The 23,665-nt window shown below is 73.2% G+C and carries 23 protein-coding genes and 1 riboswitch; of the genes, 10 read left to right on the forward strand and 13 right to left on the reverse strand.

The window, feature by feature from the left end; genetic code table 11:
* Window positions 1-75 precede the first annotated feature (75 nt).
* Window positions 76-187, forward strand: a riboswitch (TPP riboswitch).
* The 5 genes from thiO (at window position 186) to D7231_RS08040 (ending at window position 5,456) form a co-directional block, all read left to right on the forward strand.
* A complete protein-coding gene (thiO, locus tag D7231_RS08020) occupies window positions 186-1,427 on the forward strand; it encodes a glycine oxidase ThiO (RefSeq protein ID WP_120754244.1) in 1,242 nt (413 codons plus the stop codon). Its footprint overlaps the riboswitch before it by 2 nt.
* Before the next feature lie 35 nt (window positions 1,428-1,462).
* Window positions 1,463-1,663, forward strand: coding sequence for a sulfur carrier protein ThiS (gene thiS, locus D7231_RS08025; RefSeq protein ID WP_120754600.1), 201 nt, complete (start codon window positions 1,463-1,465; stop codon window positions 1,661-1,663).
* An 8-nt stretch (window positions 1,664-1,671) separates the two neighbouring features.
* Complete coding sequence (locus D7231_RS08030) at window positions 1,672-2,472, forward strand: thiazole synthase (RefSeq protein ID WP_120754245.1); 801 nt, start codon at window positions 1,672-1,674, stop codon at window positions 2,470-2,472.
* 108 nt (window positions 2,473-2,580) lie between these two features.
* Complete coding sequence (gene pknB / locus D7231_RS08035; protein WP_120754246.1) at window positions 2,581-4,542, forward strand: Stk1 family PASTA domain-containing Ser/Thr kinase; 1,962 nt, start codon at window positions 2,581-2,583, stop codon at window positions 4,540-4,542.
* Window positions 4,543-4,553: 11 nt separating this feature from the next.
* On the forward strand, window positions 4,554-5,456 hold the full coding sequence (locus tag D7231_RS08040; RefSeq protein ID WP_241999616.1) for a deoxyribonuclease IV: 903 nt from the start codon (window positions 4,554-4,556) through the stop codon (window positions 5,454-5,456).
* Between the two features lie 4 nt (window positions 5,457-5,460).
* On the opposite strand, the gene D7231_RS08045 is transcribed toward D7231_RS08040, so the two are convergent.
* Window positions 5,461-6,093, reverse strand: a complete 633-nt coding sequence (locus D7231_RS08045; protein ID WP_120754248.1) for a sulfite oxidase-like oxidoreductase — start codon at window positions 6,091-6,093, stop codon at window positions 5,461-5,463.
* 155 nt (window positions 6,094-6,248) lie between these two features.
* Here D7231_RS08045 and bfr point away from each other — a divergent pair, with 155 nt between their 5' ends.
* Window positions 6,249-6,737, forward strand: a complete 489-nt coding sequence (gene bfr / locus D7231_RS08050) for a bacterioferritin (RefSeq protein WP_120754249.1) — start codon at window positions 6,249-6,251, stop codon at window positions 6,735-6,737.
* Between the two features lie 7 nt (window positions 6,738-6,744).
* On the opposite strand, the gene D7231_RS08055 is transcribed toward bfr, so the two are convergent.
* Window positions 6,745-7,005 (reverse strand): (2Fe-2S)-binding protein, encoded by a 261-nt coding sequence (locus D7231_RS08055; protein WP_120754250.1) that lies wholly within the window; start codon window positions 7,003-7,005, stop codon window positions 6,745-6,747.
* A gap of 121 nt (window positions 7,006-7,126) precedes the next feature.
* Entirely contained in the window at window positions 7,127-8,476 is a 1,350-nt protein-coding gene (locus tag D7231_RS08060; RefSeq protein WP_120754251.1) for a class II 3-deoxy-7-phosphoheptulonate synthase, read from the reverse strand.
* A gap of 337 nt (window positions 8,477-8,813) precedes the next feature.
* Here D7231_RS08060 and D7231_RS08065 point away from each other — a divergent pair, with 337 nt between their 5' ends.
* Window positions 8,814-10,790, forward strand: a complete 1,977-nt coding sequence (locus tag D7231_RS08065; protein WP_120754252.1) for an anthranilate synthase family protein — start codon at window positions 8,814-8,816, stop codon at window positions 10,788-10,790.
* Between the two features lie 136 nt (window positions 10,791-10,926).
* Here D7231_RS08065 and D7231_RS08070 read toward each other — a convergent pair whose 3' ends face one another.
* Genes D7231_RS08070 through D7231_RS08085 form a run of 4 tightly spaced genes read right to left on the reverse strand, consistent with a single transcriptional unit; the run spans window position 10,927 to window position 14,756 of the window.
* A complete protein-coding gene (locus D7231_RS08070) occupies window positions 10,927-11,958 on the reverse strand; it encodes a 6-phosphofructokinase (RefSeq protein WP_120754253.1) in 1,032 nt (343 codons plus the stop codon).
* A 41-nt stretch (window positions 11,959-11,999) separates the two neighbouring features.
* Entirely contained in the window at window positions 12,000-12,692 is a 693-nt protein-coding gene (locus D7231_RS08075) for a response regulator (RefSeq protein ID WP_120754254.1), read from the reverse strand.
* Window positions 12,689-13,930 (reverse strand): MacS family sensor histidine kinase, encoded by a 1,242-nt coding sequence (gene macS, locus D7231_RS08080; protein WP_228774710.1) that lies wholly within the window; start codon window positions 13,928-13,930, stop codon window positions 12,689-12,691. Before macS ends, D7231_RS08075 begins: the two co-directional genes overlap by 4 nt.
* Window positions 13,931-13,979: 49 nt before the next feature.
* Window positions 13,980-14,756, reverse strand: coding sequence for a lysophospholipid acyltransferase family protein (locus D7231_RS08085; RefSeq protein ID WP_120754256.1), 777 nt, complete (start codon window positions 14,754-14,756; stop codon window positions 13,980-13,982).
* 127 nt (window positions 14,757-14,883) lie between these two features.
* On the opposite strand from D7231_RS08085, the gene D7231_RS08090 reads away from it, so the two are divergent.
* A complete protein-coding gene (locus D7231_RS08090; protein ID WP_120754257.1) occupies window positions 14,884-15,663 on the forward strand; it encodes an alpha/beta hydrolase in 780 nt (259 codons plus the stop codon).
* Window positions 15,656-16,249, forward strand: a complete 594-nt coding sequence (locus tag D7231_RS08095; RefSeq protein ID WP_120754258.1) for a hypothetical protein — start codon at window positions 15,656-15,658, stop codon at window positions 16,247-16,249. Before D7231_RS08090 ends, D7231_RS08095 begins: the two co-directional genes overlap by 8 nt.
* 113 nt (window positions 16,250-16,362) lie before the next feature.
* Here the strand turns inward: D7231_RS08095 and D7231_RS08100 are convergent, their stop codons facing one another.
* The 6 genes from D7231_RS08100 to D7231_RS08125 form a co-directional block, all read right to left on the reverse strand.
* On the reverse strand, window positions 16,363-17,142 hold the full coding sequence (locus tag D7231_RS08100) for an endonuclease/exonuclease/phosphatase family protein (protein ID WP_120754259.1): 780 nt from the start codon (window positions 17,140-17,142) through the stop codon (window positions 16,363-16,365).
* 158 nt (window positions 17,143-17,300) lie between these two features.
* Window positions 17,301-18,242 carry an ROK family glucokinase gene (locus D7231_RS08105; protein WP_030364667.1) on the reverse strand — a complete coding sequence of 314 codons (942 nt, stop codon included), beginning with the start codon at window positions 18,240-18,242 and terminating at the stop codon, window positions 17,301-17,303.
* Window positions 18,243-18,299: 57 nt separating this feature from the next.
* On the reverse strand, window positions 18,300-18,761 hold the full coding sequence (locus D7231_RS08110) for a DUF5304 domain-containing protein (RefSeq protein WP_120754260.1): 462 nt from the start codon (window positions 18,759-18,761) through the stop codon (window positions 18,300-18,302).
* 82 nt (window positions 18,762-18,843) lie between these two features.
* Window positions 18,844-20,166: an ArsA family ATPase gene (locus tag D7231_RS08115; protein WP_120754261.1), complete on the reverse strand. Its 1,323-nt coding sequence runs from the start codon at window positions 20,164-20,166 to the stop codon at window positions 18,844-18,846.
* Window positions 20,167-20,233: 67 nt separating this feature from the next.
* A complete protein-coding gene (locus D7231_RS08120; RefSeq protein WP_120754262.1) occupies window positions 20,234-20,683 on the reverse strand; it encodes an SRPBCC family protein in 450 nt (149 codons plus the stop codon).
* 68 nt (window positions 20,684-20,751) lie between these two features.
* Window positions 20,752-21,513 carry a metallophosphoesterase family protein gene (locus D7231_RS08125; RefSeq protein WP_194960960.1) on the reverse strand — a complete coding sequence of 254 codons (762 nt, stop codon included), beginning with the start codon at window positions 21,511-21,513 and terminating at the stop codon, window positions 20,752-20,754.
* Between the two features lie 292 nt (window positions 21,514-21,805).
* Between D7231_RS08125 and D7231_RS08130 the strand changes: the two genes are divergently transcribed.
* Complete coding sequence (locus D7231_RS08130) at window positions 21,806-23,602, forward strand: AMP-dependent synthetase/ligase (RefSeq protein WP_120754264.1); 1,797 nt, start codon at window positions 21,806-21,808, stop codon at window positions 23,600-23,602.
* Window positions 23,603-23,665: the final 63 nt, after the last annotated feature.

Below are 23,665 nucleotides of genomic sequence, written 5' to 3' on the forward strand. Positions count from 1 at the left end.
GGCCAGGGCCCCGTCCGGGCGGGTCACGGGGCAGGCCCTCGCCCCGGGTTCGGGGCGCGTACTAGGGTGGCCGGTGCAAGCACTCGCGGGAGCCCGGACGACCGGGCTGAGAGGGAGGCTGACCGGCCTCCGACCGTACGAACCTGATCCGGGTCATGCCGGCGAAGGGAGGGGCTGGACGCCTCATGGACGCGTCTACGACCGCATCGACGGCATCTCCGCCGTCCACGACACCCGCGGCATCCGCGACCGCAGCGGACCGCACTCCGGCCGTGCCCGCCTGCGACGTCCTCGTCGTGGGCGGCGGCCTGATCGGCCTCGTCACCGCCTGGCGCGCCGCACAGCGCGGGCTGCGCACCGCCGTCGCCGACCCCGCGCCGGGCGGCGGCGCCGCGCGGGTCGCCGCGGGGATGCTGGCCGCGGTGACCGAGCTGCACTACGGCGAGGAGGCGCTCCTCGCCCTCAACCTGGCCTCCGCGCAGCGCTATCCGGGCTTCACGGCCGAGCTGGAGGAGGCGAGCGGCGTCGCCACCGGCTACCGCGCGTGCGGCACGCTGGCCGTCGCCCTCGACGCCGACGACCGCGAGCATCTGCGCGAACTGCACGCCTTGCAGCAGCGCTGCGGCCTGGACGCGCAGTGGCTCACGGGCCGCGAGTGCCGCCGCCTGGAGCCGATGCTCGCGCCGGGCGTGCGCGGGGGGCTGCGGGTCGACGGGGACCACCAGACCGATCCCCGCAGGCTCGCGCGGGCGCTGCTCACGGCCTGCGAGCGGGCCGGGGTCGCCTTCCACCGCGCCGAGGCCGTCCGGCTGCTGCTCGCCGGGGACCGGGCCGCGGGCGCGGAGCTCGCCGACGGGCGCCGCGTCGCCGCCGGGCAGGTGGTGCTCGCCGCGGGCAGCCGCAGCGGCACCCTCGCGGGCGTCCCCGCCGACGTCCTGCCGCCCGTGCGGCCCGTCAAGGGCCAGGTGCTGCGGCTGCGCGTCCCGGACGCGTACGGGCCCTTCCTCTCGCGCACCGTGCGGGCGGTCGTCCGCGGCGGCCCGGTGTACCTGGTGCCGCGCGAGAACGGCGAGCTGGTCCTGGGCGCGACCACCGAGGAGCTCGGCTGGGACACCACGGTCACCGCCGGCGGCGTCTACGAACTGCTGCGCGACGCCCACGAGCTGGTGCCGGGCATCACCGAACTGCCCCTGGTGGAGACCTCCGCGGGCCTGCGCCCCGGCTCCCCCGACAACGCCCCCCTGCTCGGCCCGACCGCCCTGCCCGGTCTGCACACCGCCACCGGCCACCACCGCAACGGCGTCCTGCTCGCCCCGCTGACCGGCGACGTGATGGCCGAGATGCTCACCACGGGGCGCCTCCCCGAGGAGGCCCGCCCCTTCTCCCCCCGACGCTTCTCGAACGCGCTCCAGGAGCTGCCCGCATGAACCCCACCGACCCCACCGACACGCCTGCGGCCCACATGGGCATCAGCGTCAACGGCGAGCACCGCGAGGTGCCCCACGGCCTGACCCTCGACAGCCTGGTGACGAGCATGACCGCCGCGCCCGGCGGGGTGGCCGCCGCCGTCAACGAGGCCGTCGTGCCCCGCGGCCAGTGGCCCGCCACCCGGCTCGGCGCCGGCGACCGCGTCGAGGTCCTCACCGCAGTGCAGGGAGGGTGAACAGCCCGATGGCCGACGACCTGCTCACCATCGCCGACACCACCTTCAGCTCCCGGCTGATCATGGGCACCGGCGGCGCGCCCAGCCTCGACGTCATGGAGCGCGCGCTGCTCGCCTCCGGCACCGAGCTGACCACCGTGGCGATGCGCCGCCTCGACGCGAGCGTCCGCGGCTCCGTGCTGTCCGTCCTGGAGCGGCATTCCATCCGGGTGCTGCCGAACACGGCCGGCTGCTACACGGCCGGCGAGGCCGTCCTGACGGCCCGGCTGGCCCGCGAGGCGCTCGGCACGGACTGGGTCAAGCTGGAGGTGATCGCCGACGAGCGCACGCTGCTGCCCGACCCGGTCGAGCTGCTCGACGCCGCGGAGATCCTCGTCGACGACGGCTTCACCGTGCTGCCGTACACCAGCGACGACCCGGTCCTCGCCCGCAAGCTGGAGGACGTCGGCTGCGCGGCGATCATGCCGCTGGGCTCGCCCATCGGCTCCGGCCTCGGCATCCGCAACCCGCACAACTTCCAGCTGATCACCGAGCGGGCCGGGGTGCCCGTGATCCTCGACGCGGGCGCCGGCACGGCCTCCGACGCGGCGCTCGCCATGGAGCTGGGCTGCGCGGCGGTCATGCTCGCCTCGGCGGTCACCCGCGCCCAGGAGCCCGTGCTGATGGCGGAGGCGATGCGGCACGCGGTGGAGGCGGGGCGGCTGGCGTACCGGGCGGGGCGGATACCGCGGCGGCACTTCGCCGAGGCGTCTTCTCCTGCGGAGGGCTTGGCACGTCTCGATCCGGAGCGGCCCGAATTCGCTCAGTAGCAGGGCTCCGCCCCGGACCCCTTTTGTCCTCAATCGCCGGACGGGCTTAATTTCTGCTGAGGACGCTCGTAGGTCAGGGCTTCATCCTCACCCTTTTAGACTCGTCGCGTGGATACGACGCTAGGGGACCCGCTCGTCGGGCACACGCTCGACGGCCGCTACCGGGTCGAGGCCCGCATCGCCGTGGGCGGCATGGCCACGGTCTACCGCGCCCTCGACACCCGGCTCGACCGGGTGCTCGCGGTCAAGGTGATGCACCCCGCCCTCGCCTCGGACACGGCCTTCGTGGAGCGTTTCATCCGCGAGGCCAAGTCCGTCGCGCGCCTCGACCACCCCAATGTGGTGGGTGTCTACGACCAGGGCACCGACGGCCCGTACGTCTATCTGGCGATGGAGTACGTGCCCGGGTGCACGCTGCGCGACGTGCTGCGCGAGCGCGGGGCCCTCCAGCCCCGCGCCGCCCTCGACATCCTGGAGCCGGTGCTGGCCGCGCTCGGCGCGGCCCACCTCGCGGGGCTCGTGCACCGCGACATGAAGCCCGAGAACGTCCTCATCGGGGACGACGGCCGCGTGAAGGTCGCCGACTTCGGGCTCGTACGGGCCGTGGACACCGACACCACCGCCTCGACCGGATCCGTCCTGGGCACGGTGTCCTACCTGGCCCCCGAGCAGCTGGAGCACGGCACCGCCGATCCGCGCGTGGACGTCTACGCCTGCGGCGTCGTCCTCTACGAGATGCTGACGGGCGCCAAGCCGCACACCGGCGGCACCCCGGCCCAGATCCTCTACCAGCACCTGCACACGGACGTCCCGGCGCCGTCGGCGGCCGTGCCGGGGCTGCCCTCCGGGCTGGACGGGCTCGTCGCCGAGGCGGCGTCCCGCGACCCGCAGCTGCGCCCGGCCGACGCGGTCGCGCTGCTCGGCGTGGCCCGCGCGGTGCGCGAGGGGCTGAGCGACGAGCAGCTCGACGCGCTGCCGCCGCAGGCGCTCACCGACGCCGCCACCGGCCGCCGCGCGGCGGGCTCCGAGGACCGCACCAGCGTGCTGCCCCGGCCCGCGGCCCGGCCGCTGCCCGCCGAGGGCGGCGAGCAGCAGATCAACCGGACGACGCGCCTTCCGCAGCCGCCCGCGCCCCCGGCCCCGCCGGCTCCCCCCGCGGGCCCCGGCGCCCGCTTCCGGCAGCTGCCGCGGCGCGGGATCATCGCCGTGGTGGCGGCCCTGCTGGCCGTGCTGATCGGCACCGGCGTCTGGTACATCAACGCGGGCCAGTTCACGACCGTCCCCGCCGTCCTGGACATGACCCGGGAGAAGGCGGAGAAGACCCTGGACGACGCGGGGCTCGGGGTGCGCGCGAAGGAGGACTTCAGCGACACCGTCGAGCGCGGCCACGTCATCGCCGCCGACCCGGCGCCCGGCAAGCGCATCCGCAACACCGGCAAGGTGACGATCACCCTCTCGCGCGGGCCCGCGCGGGCCGAGGTGCCCAACGTCGCCGGCATGCCCTTCGACGAGGCGAAGAAGAAGATCGAGGACGCGGGGCTGACGGTGGGCGAGGTCGGCAAGCAGTTCAGCACCGAGACCCCGCAGGGCTCCGTGCTGGCCACCGATCCGAAGCCGGGCGAGCAGCGCCGGCCGGAGGCGCCGGTCGCGCTGACCGTCAGCAAGGGCGCACCCCTGGACGTGCCGGACGTACGGGGCATGCCCGTCGACGCCGCGACGGCCGCCCTGCGCGACAAGGGCTTCGACGCCAAGGTGTCGGACGCCCAGGTGTTCTCCGACCGCGCCAAGGGCTCCGTGGCCGAGCAGTCCCCCGGCATGGGCGACAAGGCCGCCAAGGGCGACACCGTGACCCTCACCGTCTCCAAGGGCAAGGAGATGCTGCCGGTCCCGGACGTCACCGGGAAGAGCGAGGCCGACGCCAAGCGGCTGCTGACCGACGCCGGCTTCAAGGTGAAGGTCGACAAGCCGTTCTTCTTCCCGCAGGACTCCGTGGACAGCCAGTCGGTCAAGGGCGGCGAGCAGGCCGCCAAGGGCGACACGATCACCATCAAGCTCAAGGGCGGTCTGTAACCGTGACGGCAGTGGCAGCAGCGGCAGTGCTGGAGGAGCCGGTGGCGGGGCGGCTGCGCAACCCCGTGGGCGGTCACGTCCCGGTGGCCGGCGGGCTGGCCAAAACGGGCCTCTCCTACGCCCGGGAGATCGGCGCGGAGACCCTTCAGGTCTTCGTCGCCAACCCGCGCGGCTGGGCGACCCCGGCGGGCAACCCGCGCCAGGACGAGGAGTTCCGCGCCGCGTGCGCGCAGGAGTCCCTGCCGGTGTGGGTGCACGCCCCGTATCTGATCAACTTCGGCTCGCACACCGAGGCGACGGTCGAGCTGTCCGCGGAGTCGATGCGGCACTCGCTGCGCCGCGGGCGGGCCATCGGAGCGCAGGGCGTGGTCGTGCACACCGGGTCCGCGACGGGCGGGCGGGCGCGCCGCGCGGCCCTGGAGCAGGTTCACGAGCGGCTGCTGCCGCTGCTGGACGAGCTGACGCACGACGACGACCCCTGGCTGCTGCTGGAGCCCACGGCCGGCCAGGGCTCCTCGCTGTGCTCGCTCGTGGAAGACCTCGGCCCGTACTTCGAGGCCCTGGAGCACCACCCGAAGCTCGGGGTGTGCCTGGACACCTGCCACGTCTTCGCGGCGGGCCACGACCTCGCCGAGCCGGGCGGCATGAAGCGCACCCTCGACGAGCTGGTCTCCGTGACCGGCGAGGGGCGGCTGAAGCTGATCCACGCCAACGACTCGAAGGCCGCCGTGGGCGCGCACCTGGACCGGCACGAGAACATCGGGGCCGGCCACATCGGCGCCGGCCCGTTCGGGGAGCTCTTCCGCCACCCGGCGACGGCCGGCGTGCCGCTGACGATCGAGACGCCGGGCGGCCCCGCGGGCCACGCCGCGGACGTGGCCCGGCTGAAGGAACTGCGCGCGGGCGCCTGCTAGCCGGCTACAGCTCGGGGCCCTCGCCCGGCTGTTCCTGGTAGGAGTAGCGCTGCTCGCGCCAGGGGTCACCGATGTTGTGGTAGCCCCGCTCCTCCCAGAAGCCGCGCCGGTCGGCGGTCATGTACTCCACGCCGCGCACCCATTTGGGCCCCTTCCACGCGTACAGGTGCGGCACGACGAGGCGGACCGGGAAGCCGTGCTCGGCGGTGAGCTGCTCACCGTCCTTGTGCGTGGCGAAAATCGTCTGCTCGGCGGCGAAGTCGGCCAGCCGCAGGTTCGAGCTGAAGCCGTACTCGGCCCACACCATCACATGGGTGACCCCGGGCGCGGGCGGCGCGAGTTCGAGCACCGTACGGGCCGAGACGCCGCCCCATTCGGCGCCGAGGACGCTGTACTTCGTGACGCAGTGCAGGTCGGCCACGACCGTCGTGTACGGCAGGGCGGTGAACGCGTCGTGGGTCCAGCAGTGCTTGTCCCCGTCGGCGGTCGAGCCGAAGACCCTGAACTCCCAGCGGTCCGGCCTGAACCTCGGCACCGGGCCGTAGTGCGTCACCGGCCAGCCGCGCTGAAGACGCTGCCCGGGCGGCAGCTGGGGGAGCTCCCCTTTGCGGCTTTCGGTGTTTTTAGAGGGCCCCATGCCCCCATGGTGTCAGACCTTTCACGCCACCGGTGACCAGGGGTTCTCGTATTCGGACAACTCCCACTAAGTGTGCACTTACTGGACGGTTTCGAAGGGCGGTGCGAGGATGCGCGCAACCTGCCAGTCACCCCTGCTTGGAAGGAGCCTTTGCGATGCAGGGCGACCCCGAGGTCATCGAGTTCCTCAATGAACAGCTGACTGCCGAGCTGACCGCCATCAATCAGTACTTCCTGCACGCGAAGCTGCAGGAGCACCACGGCTGGACCAAGATCGCGTCGCATACGCGCGCCGAGTCGTTCGACGAGATGCGGCACGCGGAGACCCTCACCGACCGGATCATCTTCCTGGAGGGGCTGCCCAACTACCAGCGGCTCTTCCACGTCCGGGTCGGCCAGACCATCACGGAGATGTTCCAGGCCGACCGGCAGGTCGAGGTCGAGGCCATCGACCGCCTGCGGCGCGGGGTGGAGGTCATGCGGGCCAAGGGCGACATCACCTCGGCCAACATCTTCGAGTCGATCCTCGCGGACGAAGAGGATCACATCGACTATCTGGACACCCAGCTGGAGCTGCTCGACAAGCTCGGCGAGGCGCTCTACATCGCGCAGTTCATCGAGCAGGAGAACGGCGGGTCGGACTGAGCCGGCCCTAGGCCGCCTGGGGCTGCACTACGGGCATCCCGGGTATCTCGGCACTGAGCACGCCGGACTCCCCCTGGTCGGCCAGCTCGCGGCGCGGACAAGCGCCACGGCCGAGCAGCGCCTGGATGCGGCGCACGCAGCTTCCGCAGTCGGTGCCCGCCTTGCAGGCGGAGGCTATCTGCCGGGGCGTGCACGCGCCCTTGCCCGCGTGGTCACGCACCTGCTGCTCCGTGATGCCGAAGCACGAGCAGACGTACACGCGGTTCACCGCCCAGCCGGGTTGATCAATAAGGTAACCCTAACCTTACCCGGCGCGGTGGCCGAAAAACAACGCGGTGGGGCGCGGATCACTCGATCCGCGCCCCACCGCCCGCCTACGTCACCGGCTCCTACTGGTCGCGGTACATCTCCGCGACGAGGAAGGCCAGGTCCAGCGACTGGCTGCGGTTGAGGCGGGGGTCGCACGCCGTCTCGTAGCGCTGGTGCAGGTCGTCGACGAAGATCTCGTCGCCGCCGCCCACGCACTCGGTGACGTCGTCACCGGTGAGCTCGACGTGGATGCCGCCCGGGTGGGTGCCGAGGCTCTTGTGGACCTCGAAGAAGCCCTTGACCTCGTCCAGCACGTCGTCGAAGCGGCGGGTCTTGTGGCCCGAGGCCGCCTCGAAGGTGTTGCCGTGCATCGGGTCGCAGATCCACGCCACCTGGGCGCCGGAGGCGGTGACCTTCTCCACCAGCTCGGGGAGGTGGTCACGGATCTTGCCCGCACCCATGCGGGTGATGAACGTGAGCCGACCCGGCTCGCGCTCCGGGTCGAGCCGCTCGATCAGGGTGAGGGCGTCCTCGGCCGTCGTGGTCGGGCCGAGCTTCACCCCGATGGGGTTGCGGATCCGGGAGGCGAACTCGATGTGCGCGCCGTCCAGCTGGCGGGTGCGCTCACCGATCCAGACCATGTGGCCGGAGACGTCGTACAGGTTCCCGGTGCGGGAGTCGGTACGGGTCAGGGCCGACTCGTAGTCGAGGATCAGGGCCTCGTGCGAGGAGTAGAACTCGACCGTCTTGAACTCCTCCGGGTCCGTCCCGCAGGCGTTCATGAAGTTCAGCGCGCGGTCGATCTCGCGGGCCAGGGCCTCGTAGCGCTGCCCGGACGGGGAGGACTTCACGAAGTCCTGGTTCCAGGCGTGCACCTGCCGCAGGTCGGCGTAGCCACCGGTGGTGAAGGCACGCACCAGGTTCAGCGTGGCCGAGGAGGCGTGGTACATCCGCTTCAGCCGCTGCGGGTCCGGCGTGCGGGCCTCGGGGGTGAAGGCGAAGCCGTTGACGGAGTCGCCGCGGTAGGTCGGCAGGGTCACGCCGTCGCGGGTCTCGGTCGGCTTCGAGCGCGGCTTGCTGTACTGGCCGGCGATCCGGCCGACCTTGACGACGGGCACCTGGCCCGCGTAGGTCAGCACGGCGCCCATCTGGAGCAGCGTCTTGAGCTTGTTGCGGATCTGGTCGGCGCCGACGGCGTCGAAGGCCTCGGCGCAGTCGCCGCCCTGGAGCAGGAACGCCTCTCCACGGGCGACCGCTCCCAGGCGCTGGCGCAGCTGGTCGCACTCGCCCGCGAAGACGAGCGGCGGATAGGACTCGAGCTCGGCGATCACATCGCGCAGAGCCTCTTGGTCCGGCCATTCGGGCTGCTGCGCCGCGGGAAGGGAGCGCCAGGTGTTGCCACCGGCGTGGATTTCAGCGTTCACGGTCACGCCCCAACCCTACGGGGTCGCGGCTGCTGTCCGGCCGCCGGACCGCACTTTGAGACACGCGGCGAGACGGGGGTACGGCACGGCCGGGGCGCCGCGCGCCCGCCGAATACCCCGGAACCTTCCGTTCCGCCGGGCCGGCGTCGTCCACTACCCGCCGGTAGGCAGGGTGGTTCGGGTAGGGTGCCGAGCATGTTCGCGCAGCAGAACCGCACCTGGTGGTGGACCGTCCGACCGGCGGCCCACTGATCGCGCGTACACGAAACGCATCGCGAAGGCCGCCCGAGGGGCGGCCTTCCGCGTTTCCCGGGCCGTTCCTCCCTCACCGGAAGGAACCCCCATGACCCGCGCCACCGCACCGGCCGCCGGCACCACCGCCCTGCTCGCCCGGCTGACCGGCCCCGGCTGCCCGCCCTTCGCCCTCCTCCACCGCCGCACGCCCGGCCCGCCGCCCGGTGCCGGCGGGGACGCGGCGGGTGCCCCCGCCGGCACCGTCGAGCTGCTCCTCGGCCCCGTCGAGGAGGTCGAGCGCCTCACCGACATCCCGCTGCCCACCGGCCGGCCCGGCGGGGACCGCCCCGTCCACGACGCCCTCGCCCTCGTGCCCTTCCGGCAGATCCGCGAGCGCGGCTTCGACGTCCGCGACGACGGCACGCCGCTGGCCGTCCTGCGCCCCCGGGAGACCCACGAGCTGCCCCTCGACGAGGTGGTCGCCGCGCTGCCCGCCCACGCCGTACGGGTCGAGGGCGGCGCGTTCGACGTGAGCGACGACGCCTACGCGGACATCGTCCGGCGCGTCATCGACGACGAGATCGGCAGCGGCGAAGGCGCCAACTTCGTCATCCGGCGGACCTTCGAGGGCGAGATCCACGGCTTCACGCCCGCCGACGCCCTGGCCCTCTTCCGGCGGCTGCTGACCGGCGAGCGCGGCGCGTACTGGACGTACGTCGTGCACACCGGCGACCGCACCCTCGTCGGCGCCAGCCCGGAGGTGCACGTGCGCATGTCCGGCGGGACCGTCGTCATGAACCCCATCAGCGGCACCTACCGCTACCCCGCCTCCGGTCCCGCCAAGGACGGCCTCCTGGCCTTCCTCCACGACCGCAAGGAGGTCGAGGAGCTGTCCATGGTCGTGGACGAGGAGCTGAAGATGATGTGCACCGTCGGCGACATGGGCGGCGTCGTCGTCGGGCCGCGGCTCAAGGAGATGGCCCACCTCGCCCACACCGAGTACGAGCTGCGCGGGCGCTCCTCGCTCGACGTGCGCGACGTCCTGCGCGAGACCCTCTTCGCCGCCACCGTCACCGGCTCCCCCGTGCAGAACGCCTGTCGCGTCATCGAACGCCACGAGCCCGGCGGGCGCGGCTATTACTCGGGCGCCCTCGCGCTCATCGGCCGCGACGCGGGCGGGGCCCGCACCCTGGACTCGCCCATCCTCATCCGCACCGCCGACATCGACCGCCGCGGCAGGCTCCGTGTCGGCGTCGGCGCCACGCTCGTGCGCCGCTCCGACCCGTACGCCGAGGTCGCCGAGACCCACGCCAAGGCGGCGGGCGTCCTCGCGGCCCTCGGCGTCCGCGCCCCGCGGGTCGGCCGGCCGGCGGCGGCGCCCGCCCGGCTCGCCGACGACCCGCAGGTGCGCGCCGCGCTCGACGCCCGCCGCGCGGACCTCGCCCCCTTCTGGCTGCGCATGCAGTCCGCCGGGGACACCCCGTCCACCGCCCGGCTGACCGGGCACGCCCTGGTGATCGACGGCGAGGACACGTTCACGGCCATGCTGGCCCACCTGCTGCGCACGTCCGGCCTGAGGGTGACCGTCCGCCGCTACGACGAGCCCGGCCTGCGCGAGGCCGCCCTGACCCACGAGGGGCCCGTCGTCCTGGGCCCCGGCCCCGGCAACCCCGCGGACGCCGCCGACCCCAAGATGACGCTGCTCCGCGGCCTGGCGGCGGAGCTCCTGCGCGGCCACCGGTACGGCCTGCTGGGCGTGTGCCTGGGGCACGAGCTGATCGCGGCGGAACTGGGCCTGGAGATCGTCCGCAAGGACGTGCCGTTCCAGGGCGCGCAGGAGCGGATCGACTTCTTCGGGCGGCCGGAGACGGTGGGGTTCTACAACACGTTCACCGCGCGGTGTTCCGCCACCGCGGAGGCGGAGCTGGCGATGCACCGCATCGAACTGAGCCGGGACCCCGGCAGCGGGGACGTCCACGCGATCCGCGGCCCGGGATTCGCGGGCCTGCAATTCCACCCGGAGTCGATCCTGACCCTGGACGGCGCCACGATCGTGGCGGAGCTGCTGGCGAGCGTTCTCGTGTGACGCAAGGCGCTGGGACGCGTAGGGCCGTTTGCGGGGCGTAAAGCGAAGCAGCCCCGCAAACGGCCCGGAGCGGCGCGGCGCCGACCCGGGCCACGGCGGGATCCCGCGGTCGCAGGGGCAGCAGCCTGCCACGTGCTCAGCCGAAGAAGACCTTCACCTCTTCGTACCGTTCGACCGGCACCGTCTTCAAGCGAGCCGTCGCCTCGGCCAAAGGCACACGGACGATGTCCGTGCCGCGCAGGGCCACCATCCGCCCGAACTCCCTCCCCCGCACCGCGTCGATCGCGTGCAGCCCGAACCGCGTCGCGAGCCAGCGGTCGAACGCGCTGGGCGTGCCGCCGCGCTGGACGTGGCCGAGGACCGTCGTGCGGGCCTCCTTGCCCGTGCGCCGTTCGATCTCCTTGGCGAGCCACTCCCCCACGCCGGACAGCCGTACGTGCCCGAAGGCGTCGTGGGACGTGCCGTCCTTGAGGACGAGGTCGCCGTCCTTGGGCACGGCGCCCTCCGCGACGACGACGATCGGGGCGTAGCTGGCGCGGAAGCGGGAGGTGACCCAGCCGCAGACCTCGTCGAGGTCGAAGCGCTGCTCGGGGATGAGGATGACGTTGGCGCCGCCGGCGAGGCCGGAGTGCAGGGCGATCCAGCCGGCGTGCCGGCCCATGACCTCGACGACGAGGACGCGCATGTGGGACTCGGCGGTGGTGTGCAGCCGGTCGATGGCCTCGGTGGCGATGCCGACGGCCGTGTCGAAGCCGAAGGTGTAGTCGGTGGCGGAGAGGTCGTTGTCGATGGTCTTGGGGACGCCGACGCACGGGATGCCGTGCTCGGCCCAGAGCAGGGCGGCGACGCCGAGGGTGTCCTCGCCGCCGATGGCGATGAGGGCGTCGACCTCGTCCTCGGCGAGGTTCTCGCGGATCCGCCGGACGCCGCCCGGCTCCTTGAAGGGGTTGGTGCGCGAGGAGCCGAGCACGGTGCCGCCGCGCGGGAGGATGCCGCGCACGGCAGGGATGTCGAGCCGGGAGGTGGCGCCGTGGAGGAGGCCGCGCCAGCCGTCCCGGTAGCCGATGAAGTCGTAGGAATGTTCCTGGACGCCCTTGCGGACGACGGCGCGGATGACCGCGTTGAGCCCGGGGCAGTCACCGCCGCCGGTCAGCACTCCGATCCGCATGACACTCTCCTTCAGCCGGAGGACGCCCGGCCGGGAGGTGGTCAGGCGTCGTCGAGACCTCGCTCTATCGCGTAGCGCACGAGCTCCACGCGGTTGTGCAACTGGAGCTTGCCCAAGGTGTTCTGCACATGGTTCTGCACCGTGCGGTGGGAAATAACCAGCCGCTCGGCAATCTGCTTGTAGGACAGGCCCTTGGCGACGAGCCGCAGCACCTCGGTCTCGCGGTCGGTGAGCCGGGGCGCCTTGGGCTCGTCGGGCGCGGCCGGGGCGGGGTCGGCGGCCAGCCGCCGGTACTCGCCGAGGACGAGGCCGGCGAGGCCGGGGGTGAAGACGGGTTCGCCGGCGGCGGTGCGGCGCACGGCGTCGACGAGCTCCTGCGTGCTGGCCGACTTCAGCAGGTAGCCGGTGGCGCCGGACTTCACGGCCTCCAGGACGTCGGCGTGCTCGCCGCTGGCGGAGAGGACGAGGACGCGCAGGGCGGGGTTCTCCCCGGCCAGTTCCTTGCAGACGGCCACGCCGGGCAGGCCGGGCAGGTTGAGGTCGAGGACCAGCACGTCGGGGCGGGCGGCCTTCGCGCGGCGGACGGCCTCGGGGCCGTCGCCGGCGGTCGCCACGACGTCGTGGCCGGCGGCGGCCAGGTCGCGGGCGACGGCGTCGCGCCACATGGGGTGGTCGTCGACGACCATGACCCTCACGGCGCGCTCGGTGGGTGCTCCGGCTTGCGTTTCGCTCATCGCTGTTCTTTCCCGTTCCCCCGTGGAACCTTCAATTCGACTTCGGTGCCCTGGCCCGGGACGGACACCAGCTCGGCGCTGCCGCCCAGCTCCCGCAGGCGCCCGCGGATCGACAGGGCGACGCCCATGCGGCCCTCCCGTTCGGCGTCCGCGAGGCGGCCCTCGGGGATGCCGGGGCCGTCGTCACGGACGCTGACGATCACCGCGCCGGGCTCGTCCTCCAGCAGGATCCAGGCCCGCGCCCCCTCGCCCGCGTGCTTGCGCACATTGTCCAGGGCGGCGCCGACGGCCGCGGCGAGCTCGGCGGCGGCCGCCGCCTCCAGCAGGACGGGGGTGCCCGGCCCGGCGAAGGAGACGTCGGCGCCCGCGTACGGCGCGAGCAGGGCCCCCACGTCGATGGGGCCGGCGGGTATGCGAGGGGCGTCCGGCGCGGAGCCGCCCGGCTCGGCGTCCCCGGCCTGTCCGGCCTCCTCGGCCCGCTCGGCCGATCGCTGCGGGGGCAGCAGGCCCCCGGCGACCAGGGTGCGCAGCGCGATCTCCTGCTCGCCGGCCATCCGGCCGAGCTCGGCGGCCTCGCCGCCCAGCGCGGCCCCGCGCCGCTGCACCATGGCCAGCACCTGGAGGACGCTGTCGTGGATGTCGCGGGCGAGCCGCTCGCGCTCGCGGGTGGCGGCCTCGATCCGCAGGGCGCGGGCGAGGGTGCGCTCACTGGCGCGGGCGACCTCGACGATGTAGCCGATGGCGATGCTGGAGACCCACACCAGGAGCACGTTGTGGACGGTGTCCCGGGCGGGGCTGCCGCGCTCGGCGAGGTTGGCGAGGGCCACCAGCGTGGAGCCGGCCGCGGCCCAGCGCCAGCCGCCCTTGATGGCCAGGCCCAGTACCGCGCCGCCGGTCCAGATGGACGGCAGGGTGGCCGCGCCGCCGTCGATCCGCGCCGGGGTGTCGACGACGGCGGTGACGAGGATTCCGGCGAGCGCGAGGGCCAGGTCGGCCATGAGGAACCGCTTCGTGCAGCGCTCCGGCGCCGAGCTCCGGTTCCAGGTGAGCGCCATCCACACGGTGAGTACGCCCATGTAGAGGGCGCCACCGAGCGGATGTGCGTACTCGTCGTAATTGATGGCGAAGATCGCCAGGGCGTAGCAGAGCGTCAGGATCCGGTATCCGGTCAGCGCGCGCCACAGCGGCAGCTCCACCGACATCCGTACGACGCGCGGCTTCCTGCTGCGCGGTGTCATCGACCAACCCCCGAGCCGGGCGCCCCGCGCACCGGCTGCCGATTCCCCTTTACTTGCCGCCCTCGTCCGGCGTGCCGGCCTGGTCGGCCTTGTCGAGTCCGGCGGCCTTGGCCGCCTTCTCCTCCTCGGCCTTCCGCTTGGCATCCTCCGCGATCTGCCGCTTGGCGGCGGTCGCGTAGATGTCCACGTACTCCTGGCCCGAAAGCTCCATGATCTTGTACATGACCTCGTCGGTCACGGAGCGCAGGATGAAGCGGTCGCCGTCCATGCCGTGGTAGCGGCTGAAGTCCAGGGGCTCGCCGATCCGGATGCCCGGGCGCACCATCTTGGGCAGCACCTTGCCCGGGGGCTGCACCTTCTCGGTGTCGATCATGGCGACGGGGATCACCGGCGCCCCGGACAGCAGGGCCACCCGGGCGAGCCCGCCCGGCTTGCCCCGGTAGAGGCGGCCGTCGGGGGAACGCGTGCCCTCCGGGTAGATGCCGAAGAGCTCACCGCGCGCCAGCACCTCCATGGCGCTCTTGACCGCGGCCTCACCCGCGCCGCGGGCACCCGAACGGTCCACGGGCAGCTGGCCGACGCCCTTGAAGAAGGCCGCCGTCAGCTTTCCCTTGACTCCGGGGGAGGTGAAGTACTCCTGCTTCGCGATGAACGTGACCTTGCGGTCCAGGACCGCCGGGAGGAAGAAGGAGTCCGAGAACGACAGGTGGTTGCTCGCGAGGATCGCGGGCCCGTCGGCCGGGATGTTCTCCAGGCCCTCCACCCACGGCCGGAAGGCAAGCTTCAGCGACCCGCCGATGGACACCTTCATAGCGCCGTAGAACAACCGAGAACCTCCTGTAGTGACGAGGAGACCTTAACCTGCCTACCCGCCGTGCGGCGCTCCGCGTACGCTGAGGGCCGGACCCTCTGTGTCCTCCCATACACCCTCGCGTCCCCGATCGGAGATCCCGGTGCCGCTCCTCCCCGGAGCCGAGCCGTTCCGCCACGAAGGCGGAGAGGTAGGCGTCCTCGTGTGTCACGGCTTCACCGGTTCCCCGCAGTCCGTGCGGCCCTGGGCCGACCATCTGGCAGAGCGCGGCCTGAGCGTCTCGCTGCCGCTGCTGCCGGGCCACGGCACCCGCTGGCAGGACATGCAGCTCACCGGCTGGCAGGACTGGTACGCGGAGGTCGACCACGCACTGCGGGAGCTGCGCGAGCGCTGCTCCCGGGTGTTCGTGTGCGGCCTGTCGATGGGCGGGGCCCTGGCCCTGCGGCTCGCGGCCCGCCACGGGGACGCGGTCAGCGGCGTCGTGCTCGTCAACCCGGGCAACAAGGTCCACGGCGCCGCCGCGAAGGCGCTGCCCGTCGTGCGCCACTTCGTGCGCTCCACGAAGGGCATCGCCAGCGACATCGCCAAGCCGGGCTCCGCGGAGGTCGGCTATGACCGGGTGCCGCTGCACGCCGCGCACTCGCTGCGCCGCTTCTTCCAGCTCGTCGACGCCGAACTGCCCCAGGTCACCCAGCCGTTGCTGCTCATGCACAGCCCCGAGGACCACGTCGTGCCGCCCGCCGACTCGGCCCGCATCCTGGCCCGGGTCTCCTCGCGGGACGTCACCGAGCGGCTCCTGGAGCGCAGCTACCACGTGGCCACGCTCGACCACGACGCGGAGCGCATCTTCGCGGACACCTACGCGTTCATCGGCCGGCTCTCCGGCGTCGGCTCCGAGGAGGGGACGGCCGCCCGTGGCTGAGCGTGACGCGGGCCGCGACGAGAGCCGCGACCCGCTCGACGAGGACGCGGCCTGGGCGGAGCTCGTCGCCGCGTACGGGGAACAGCCCGATCCGGAGACCGGCCGCTGGCCCGCCACGGGCGGCGACGGCACCGAGGCCGGTACGGGTGCCCCTGCCGGGGGCGGGGCCGGGGAGGGCAAGGCGGAGAAGGCGGAGAAGGACGCCCCCGCCGGGCCGCCGTCTCCCCCGCGGGAGGAGGCTCCGGGCAGCTTCATCGTCTACGCGCCCGGCGTCGGGCCCCGCGACTGGAGCACGCCGGAGCCGCCCGACGACGACGCGGTCGAGGCGGATGCGGACGAGGGCCACTTCATCCCGCCCGAGCCGCCGCCCCTGCCCACCGGCGACGTCACGGCACGCTTCGCCTGGATCGCCGTGCTGGGCGGCCCGCTGCTCCTCCTGATCATGGTGCTGCTGCAACATCCGCTCACGTGGTGGCTGACCACCATCGGCATCGGCGGCTTCCTGGGCGGCTTCGCGACGCTCGTCCTGCGGATGAAGGACAGCGACGAGGAGGACGACGACCCGGGGCGCGGCGCGGTCGTCTAGCGCGAGCACGTACGGCGACGGCGGTCGCGCATTCCGCCGGACTCTCGCCGCAGTGGTACTTCGCCGTCGCGGCGGACACGTTCTTTCCGCCGCGGCCGGGCGACGTGCCTGCCCTACGCGGCCGGCACGCGCAGGGCCGCCAGCACCGGCAGGTGATCCGTGGCGGCCCGGAGGTCGCGTTCCGCCACACCGGGCAGCCCCATCGGCACCCCGCACCCCAGCACTTCCACGCCCGGCGTCGCGAAGACCGCGTCGATCCGCTGCAACGGATCACCCAGCCGGGTGGTGTGCTCCCGCCCCCACGGCTTCGTCGCCCAGCCGTCCTGAAGGGCGTCCGCGAGCAGGCCGAACGTGCGGCCGTCGGGGCGGTCGTTGAGATCGCCCGCGGCGACGGCGTACGGCACGTCCAGGGCGGCCAGCCGGTCGAGGAGCAGCCGGCCCTGCTCGTAGCGCTCCCGGTCCTTGATGCTCAGGTGTGCGCTGAGCACCCCGAGCCGGGCCCGGCCGAACCGCAGCACGGCCGTCGAGAAGCCGCGCTGGTGGAGGCCGGGGGTACGAGGCAGGAGGACGTCCTCGGTGCGCTCGACGTGGGCGCGGAGCGAGGCGAGGACCATGGGGCCGGAGGCGGTGGCGCCGCCCGAGACGTACACGAGCTCGGAGGTCCGGGCGAGCCGGGCGGCGGCCTTGCGCCAGCGGAAGAAGCGCGGCGCCTCCTGAACGCAGACGACGTCGGGCCGGCAGGCCCGGATCACCCGGGCGAGGGCCTCGACGTCGTCCCGCATGGAGCGGATGTTGTAGCTGAGCACGCGTACGGTGACCGAGCCGTCAGGCTCGGTACGCGATGCCGGGAGGTCTGGCAGGCCTTCCGCGCCCGTCCCCGCTTCTGGACTCATTCCGCTCCATCACTCCTCTCCGCCGCAACGGCGGGATGCGAGACGGCGGTATCCGGCGGTGCCGACCCCACGTGAGCCGAGTCCGGCACCGCCGGGATGCGCCATCGTGATTGATGTCCGCTGCGGCGGAGAAGAACGCCTGGCGGCGGAAAAGAGCGCTAGCCCTGCCGGGCCAGGTCCGCCGCGCCGACCAGCCCCGCCTTGCCCCCGAGCTGCGCGGCCAGCACCTGCGCGTGCGGGCGCCACTGGCCGCCGATCAGCCAGCGCTTGAAGGACTTGCGGATGGGGTCGAGCACGAGGTCGCCCTCGTCCGAGACGCCGCCGCCGACGATGAACGCGGAGGGGTCGAAGAGCGAGGCCAGGTCGGCCAGGCCCGCGCCCGCCCAGCGGGCCAGCTCGCGGAAGGAGTCGATGGCGACCGGGTCGCCCTGCCGGGCGGCGGCGCTGATGTGCTTGCCCTCGATGCCCTCGACCGTGCCGTCGCCGAGACCCAGCAGGATCGCGGCGTTCTCCGGGGTGGCGTTGGCGCGCTGCTTGGCGTAGCGGACGAGCGCGCGCCCCGAGGCGTACTGCTCCCAGCAGCCCTGGCTGCCGCAGCCGCAGAGCAGGCCGTCCGGCACGACGCGGACGTGGCCGAACTCGGCGGCCACGCCGAAGCGCCCGCGCCGCAGCTTGTTGCCGATGATGATGCCGCCGCCGAGGCCGGTGCCCAGGGTGATGCAGATGACGTCGTCGTGGCCCTGGCCGGCGCCGAAGCGGTACTCGCCCCAGGCGGCGGCGTTGGCGTCGTTCTCGACGACGACGGGGAGGCCGACGCGCTGCTCGACCTTGTCCTTGAGCGCCTCGTGGCGCCAGTTGATGTTCGGGGCGAAGAGGACGGTGGCCCGCTTGTCGTCCACGTATCCGGCGGCGCCGATGCCGACGGCCTCGACCTCGAAGCCTTCGCTGACCGTGCGCACCGCGTCCGCGATGGCGTCGATGACGCCCTCGGGGGTCGGCGGGGTCGGCACCTTGCACGTCGCGAGGATGCTGCCCGCTTCGTCGACCACACCGGCCGCGATCTTCGTGCCGCCGATGTCGACGCCGATGGTGAGTCCCATGTGTCCCTCAGTTTTTCGCTCGAACCCCGCCGGGCCCCACCGTACCGGAGCCGGAGATCAGTCGAGGTCGATGCGTTCGCTCCCGCCCTTGCCCCCGTCATCTCCGCGGGGCCCGGGGGGCCTTTCGGCTCCCCGTACGGGCTCGTCGCGCACCCAGCGGGCCTCCTGGCCCTGGACGGCGGCGCGGTAGGCGGCCAGGAGTTCGGAGCCGGCGGAGGCGAGGTGGTCGAAGACGTCGGGGTTGCGCTCGATGACGGGCAGGGCGGCGGCCTTGGCCTGGGCGATGACCTGCTGGACGACGACCTGGGCGGTGCCGCCGCCGGACAGCTGGATGCCCGAGACCTTGTCGGCCACGGCGTCGACGAGCTTGCGCAGCTCCTCGGCGGCGGTGCCGGGCTGCCGGCCCTGCTGGGCGCGGCGGCGGGCGCGCTCGGCCGCGAGGTCCTCGGCGCAGGCCTGCTCCCAGGCATCGGGGTCGGGCGCCGCCTCGGGTGCGGGGCGCTCGGTGTGATCGCTCATGGCAGCGCCTCCTGGCTCCTGCAACAGGGGTTTTCTTCGACGTTACCCGAAGGGCGGGGTGCCGTTCAGGCAGCGCTGTTCATCAGGGCCTCGGCCACAGGTCGGGGTCGGGGGTGAAGCGCACGCACAGCGCCCCGTCCCGCAGTCCGGCGCCCGAGACGGTGCAGCGGCGCAGCGCGGAGGGCAGGGGCAGGACGCGGCGGAACGGGCCGACGCCGACGATGAGTTCGTCGCCGCGGCGCAGGAGGTCGAGTTCGTCGCGGGCGGCGCCGGGCAGGGGGAGGCGCCACAGCAGCACGCCGTCGGTGGCGAGGCGGTCCTCGACGGCCGGTTCGCCGGCGGCGCCGGCGCCGTTCCAGCCGTCGAGCTCGTCGGTGAGGCCGCCGCCGGGTATGACGCCGAAGCCGCCGGCCGAACCGTTTCCTCCGGCGGCCACGCCGATGGTGGTCGAGCGGGCGCGTCCGGCGAGCTCGGTGAGGTCGTGCGGGCCGCGGGGGCCGCGGCCGAGGTGCGGCAGTTCGCAGACGGTGACGCCGTCGACGAGGAACTCCTCGTGCAGCGTCTTGTGGGCGGTGAGCTGCTCGGCGGCGAGGGCCGCGAGCCAGGGGTCGCCGGGGGCGGCGTCGCCCGTGGCGCCGGGCAGCAGCCGGTTGGCGACGAGGGCGTCGACGCGGCAGCCCTGGAGGGCGAGCGCGGCGCGGGCCAGGCGCAGTTCGCCGACGGCGAGGGGGCCGGGTTCGGCGACGAGCCGCACGGTCGTGCCGTCCGCTTCGAGGACGTCCTGGACGGCGGCGAGCTCGGCCTCCAGGCGCTCGGCGGTCTCGTACAGCCGCTGGGCGGGCATGGGCACGCCGGCGAGCTGGGCGAGCATCGGGCGCAGGGCGCGGGCGGCCTGCCGCTCGGCGGGCAGCAGCCGGCGCAGGTAGCGGCGCAGCTGTTCGGGGAGGCCGAGGAGCCGCACCGTGGCGTGCAGGGGCGGCATGTCGGCGACGAGCAGGTCCCAGGCGCGCTCCTCGTGGGCGGCGCGCAGGGCGGTGAGGAGCGCGAGGGGCTCGGCGCCGGGGAGCTCGGTGAGCTCCTCGGGGTCGAGGGGGCTCGCACCGAGCAGGTCGAAGAGGGAGGCGCCGCGGTCCTGGAGGTCGCGGGCGCGGTCCTGGAAGTGCTCGCCGGTGGCGATGCGGGCGGCGTGCAGCCCGGGCGCCGCCTCGGCCGGCGGGCCCCAGAGCGCGCCGTCGCCCGGCCCGGGTGCGGGCAGGGCGGTGCCGAGGACGGCTTCGGGCGCGGGGCCGCGGTCGGCGGTCAGGAGCAGGACGCGCCGCCCCTCGCGGGCCGCGGCGAGGGCCGTGGCCGCCGCGGCGGTGGTGCGGCCCGCGCCGCCGGGACCGGTGACGAGGACCGTGCGCAAGGGGGGAGCCTCCAGCGGTGACGTACGGGTGGACGTACGGGTACGGGTGCGGTGGGCGCGCCCGGGGTCAGGAAGCGGCGCCGCTCTCGACGCGCTTCTTGAGGCCGTCGAGGGCGCGGTCGATGATGACCTTCTCCGCCTTGCGCTTGATCATCCCGAGCATGGGGATCTTGACGTCGACGGTGAGCTGGTAGGTGACCTCGGTGTGCTCGCCGCCGGCGACCGGGGCGAGGCTGTAGGAGCCGTCGATCTGGCGCAGCATCTGCGACTTGACCAGCGACCACCGGACCACGTTCGGCTCGGGCCAGCTGTAGGCGAGCACGTGGTCGTCCTTGATGGCGCCCGCGTCCAGCACGAGGCGCACCTGCGTGGCGCGGCCCTGCTCGTCGCTCTCCAGCACCTCGGCCTGCTTCACCTCGCCGGTCCACTCCGCGTAGCGGCCGAAGTCGGCGATCACGGCCATCACCTCGGCAGGGGTCGCCTCGATCGTGATGCTCGAGCTCGTGTGTTCCGCCATCTCCGTGGCTCCTCCGTACCGGTCCGCCGCCTGGTGTCCTGCCGCTGAAGGCTACATCGCGCTGCCCGTCACCACTCCAGCACCCAGGGTGTGCCCGTGGAGGCGAAGTGGCCGACGTTGACGCATTCCGTCGCCCCGATCCGCATCCGGCGGGCGAGCGGCTGGTGGACGTGGCCGAAGAGGGCGTACCGGGGCGAGGTGGCGCGGATGGCGTCGAGGAGGGCGGAGCTGCCGCGCTCGAAGCGCCGGGCGACGGTGTCGTAGCAGAGTTCGGGCACGTCGGGCGGGATGTGGGAGCAGAGCACGTCCACGTGGCCGAGGGCCGCGACCTTGGCCGCGTACTCCTCTTCGGAGATCTCGTGGGGGGTGCGCATGGGCGAGGGGAGGCCGCCGCCGACGAAGCCGAAGACGAGACCGCCGATCTCGGCGCGCTCGCCGTCGAGGACGGTCGTGCCGTCCTGGGCGAATTCCGGCCAGAGCCGGGGGATGTCGACATTGCCGTAGGTGGCGTACGTGGGGGCGGGGAAGGCGGCGAAGAGCTCGGCGTACTGCTTGCGGACGGCGGCCTCGATCGCGGCGTCCCGGTCCATACCGTGCCACAGGCTGCGGGCGAGCTCGCGGGCCTCGGCGAAGCGGCGGGCGGTGCGCAGCTCGACGATCAGGTCGGCCTTCTCGACGCCGAAGAGCTCGGGGAAGATGCCGCGCGAGTGGTCGTCGTAGTCGAGGAAGAGGACCAGATCGCCCAGGCAGACCAGGGCGTCGGCGCCGTCGCCCGCCCGTGCCAGGGCGGTGCTGTTGCCGTGCACGTCGCTGACCACGTGAACCCTCATAGCGCCTCCATACCGATCACCCTAGGCGCTGCCCCCGGACCTCCGGAAGGGCTGCGACCTGCGGTTACTCCGGTGGTTACTTCCGGGTCACCGAACTGAGGGGCTAGGGTGCGTCGAAGCAGTCCCGCGGCATGTGACGCAGAGAACATCTGGGCGCAGCCCCCTATTCGAAAGCCGTACTGGTGGGTAACGTCCGGGCAGTCCACTACCCCCCTTGCCTGATCATGGACCGCAGCCGAGCAGCGCCCCTCGAAGACGCGGCGGCGCCGGCGCCCGACGAGGAGCAGCAGTCTTGCGCGAGTTCAGCCTTCCGGCCCTCTATGAGGTCCCTGCGGACGGAAACCTGACGGATCTGATCCGCCGCAACGCCGCGCAGCGCCCCGATGTCGCCGTCATAGGGCGCAAGACCGGCGGCCGGTGGGAGGACGTCACCGCCGCCGGGTTCCTCGCCGAGGTCCGGACAGCGGCCAAGGGCCTGATCGCTTCCGGTGTGCGGCCGGGCGACCGGGTCGGGCTGATGTCCCGCACGCGCTACGAGTGGACGCTGCTGGACTTCGCGATCTGGAGCGCCGGCGGCGTCACCGTGCCCGTGTACGAGACGAGCTCGCCCGAGCAGATCCAGTGGATCCTCAGCGACTCCGGCGCCGTCGCCTGCGTCGTGGAGACCGCCGCGCACGAGGCGGCCGTCGAGTCCGTGAAGGACCGGCTGCCCGAGCTCGCGCACGTCTGGCAGATCGAGGCCGGCGGGGTCGCGCAGCTGCGCGAGGCCGGCGCCGCCGTCACGGACGAGGAGGTCGACGAGCGCAGCGCGCTGGCGAACGCCGACTCGCCCGCGACCATCGTCTACACCTCCGGCACCACGGGCCGCCCCAAGGGCTGCGTCCTGACGCACCGCGCGTTCTTCGCGGAGTGCGGCAACGCCGTGGAGCGGCTCAAGCCGCTGTTCAACACGGGCGAGTCGTCCGTCCTGCTCTTCCTCCCCACGGCCCACGTCTTCGGCCGGCTGGTGGAGATCTCCGCGATGCTCGCCCCGATCCGCCTGGGCTGCGTGCCCGACATCCGCAATCTGACGGACGAGCTGGCCGCCTTCCGCCCGACGCTGATCCTGGGCGTGCCCCGCGTCTTCGAGAAGGTCTACAACGGCGCCCGCGCCAAGGCCCAGGCCGACGGCAAGGGCAAGATCTTCGACAAGGCCGCGGACACCGCCATCGCCTACAGCCGTGCCCTCGACGCCCCGTCCGGGCCGGGCCTGGGCCTGCGCATCAAGCACGCCGTCTTCGACAAGCTCGTCTACAGCAAGCTGCGGGCGGTCCTGGGCGGCCGGGCGACGCACGCCATCTCCGGCGGCGCCCCGCTCGGCGAGCGCCTGGGCCACTTCTACCGCGGCATCGGCTTCACGGTCCTGGAGGGCTACGGCCTCACCGAGTCCTGCGCCGCGACCGCGTTCAACCCCTGGGACCGGCCGAAGATCGGTACGGTCGGCCAGCCGCTGCCCGGCTCGGTCGTGCGCATCGCCGACGACGGCGAGGTGCTGCTGCACGGCGAGCACCTCTTCCAGGGCTACTGGAACAACGAGGCGGCCACCGAGGAGGCGCTGTCCGACGCCTGGTTCCACACCGGCGACCTCGGCACCCTCGACGAGGACGGCTACCTCACGATCACCGGCCGCAAGAAGGAGATCATCGTCACCGCGGGCGGCAAGAACGTCGCCCCGGCCGTGATCGAGGACCGCATCCGGGCGCACGCCCTGATCGCCGAGTGCATGGTCGTCGGCGACGCCCGCCCCTTCGTCGGCGCGCTCATCACCCTCGACGAGGACTTCCTGCCGCGCTGGCTCGCCGACCACGGCAAGCCGGCCGGGATGACGCCGGCCGAGCTGGCCGAGGACGCGGACCTGCTGGCGGACGTGCAGAAGGCCGTCGACGACGGCAACGCGGCGGTCTCCAAGGCGGAGTCGGTGCGGAAGTTCCGCATCCTGCCCGCGCAGTTCACGGAGGCGTCCGGGCACGTGACGCCGTCGCTGAAGCTGAAGCGGAACGTCGTCGCGAAGGACTTCGCCGACGAGATCGAGGCGATCTACCGCGGCTGACGCCTGATCCGGAAAACGCGTAAGGAGGGCCGGCGATGCCGGCCCTCCTTACGTTCCGGGGCA

Origin of the sequence: Streptomyces klenkii (genome assembly GCF_003626645.1) — a bacterium.
GTDB classification, from domain to species: Bacteria; Actinomycetota; Actinomycetes; order Streptomycetales; family Streptomycetaceae; genus Streptomyces; species Streptomyces klenkii.

Excerpts from the sequence above, each read along its gene's own strand:
- D7231_RS08125 (WP_194960960.1), bottom strand. The coding sequence starts at position 21,513 with ATGAGGGTTCACGTGGTCAGCGACGTGCACGGCAACAGCACCGCCCTG.
- macS (WP_228774710.1), bottom strand. The coding sequence starts at position 13,930 with ATGACACCGCGCAGCAGGAAGCCGCGCGTCGTACGGATGTCGGTGGAG.
- D7231_RS08105 (WP_030364667.1), bottom strand. The coding sequence starts at position 18,242 with ATGGGACTCACCATCGGCGTCGACATCGGCGGCACGAAGATCGCGGCC.
- D7231_RS08100 (WP_120754259.1), bottom strand. The coding sequence starts at position 17,142 with ATGAGTCCAGAAGCGGGGACGGGCGCGGAAGGCCTGCCAGACCTCCCG.
- D7231_RS08065 (WP_120754252.1), top strand. The coding sequence starts at position 8,814 with ATGACCCGCGCCACCGCACCGGCCGCCGGCACCACCGCCCTGCTCGCC.
- thiO (WP_120754244.1), top strand. The coding sequence starts at position 186 with ATGGACGCGTCTACGACCGCATCGACGGCATCTCCGCCGTCCACGACA.
- D7231_RS08120 (WP_120754262.1), bottom strand. The coding sequence starts at position 20,683 with ATGGCGGAACACACGAGCTCGAGCATCACGATCGAGGCGACCCCTGCC.
- D7231_RS08110 (WP_120754260.1), bottom strand. The coding sequence starts at position 18,761 with ATGAGCGATCACACCGAGCGCCCCGCACCCGAGGCGGCGCCCGACCCC.
- thiS (WP_120754600.1), top strand. The coding sequence starts at position 1,463 with ATGGGCATCAGCGTCAACGGCGAGCACCGCGAGGTGCCCCACGGCCTG.
- bfr (WP_120754249.1), top strand. The coding sequence starts at position 6,249 with ATGCAGGGCGACCCCGAGGTCATCGAGTTCCTCAATGAACAGCTGACT.
- D7231_RS08045 (WP_120754248.1), bottom strand. The coding sequence starts at position 6,093 with ATGGGGCCCTCTAAAAACACCGAAAGCCGCAAAGGGGAGCTCCCCCAG.
- D7231_RS08075 (WP_120754254.1), bottom strand. The coding sequence starts at position 12,692 with ATGAGCGAAACGCAAGCCGGAGCACCCACCGAGCGCGCCGTGAGGGTC.
- D7231_RS08070 (WP_120754253.1), bottom strand. The coding sequence starts at position 11,958 with ATGCGGATCGGAGTGCTGACCGGCGGCGGTGACTGCCCCGGGCTCAAC.
- D7231_RS08030 (WP_120754245.1), top strand. The coding sequence starts at position 1,672 with ATGGCCGACGACCTGCTCACCATCGCCGACACCACCTTCAGCTCCCGG.